This is a genomic window from Paraburkholderia sp. SIMBA_053, from assembly GCF_046534895.1.
In the GTDB taxonomy this organism is placed as follows: Bacteria; Pseudomonadota; Gammaproteobacteria; order Burkholderiales; family Burkholderiaceae; genus Paraburkholderia; species Paraburkholderia caledonica.
The window spans coordinates 1-233 of sequence record NZ_JAWRXU010001793.1 but is presented as its reverse complement, the minus strand read 5'-3'; the positions used below and the strand labels follow the sequence as shown (position 1 = coordinate 233).

Annotated in this window: 1 pseudogene; it reads right to left on the bottom strand. The window is 57.1% G+C overall.

Annotated features, from left to right (window positions below):
* Positions 1 to 233: pseudogene (locus tag SB753_RS41695) on the bottom strand (hypothetical protein); the annotation flags it as partial.

Sequence of the window (233 nt, the reverse complement as noted above, 5' to 3'; positions counted from 1 at the left end):
CATGTACTGATGCAGCAGGCTGAAGTTCTCGCCCATCACGCGCGGCTTGCCGCGGTAAGTATCGGTGCCGCGGCCTTTCACCCACATATTCACCGACGGAGTCGGCAACGTCGGGTCATACCAGAACGTTTCATAGCGGCGAGCCGCCTTATAGATGAACGTATAGGCGATCTGCATTTCCTGCGGCGTCAATACGCCGGCATTGGCTGCGGCAGTGAGAACTTCCATGAATG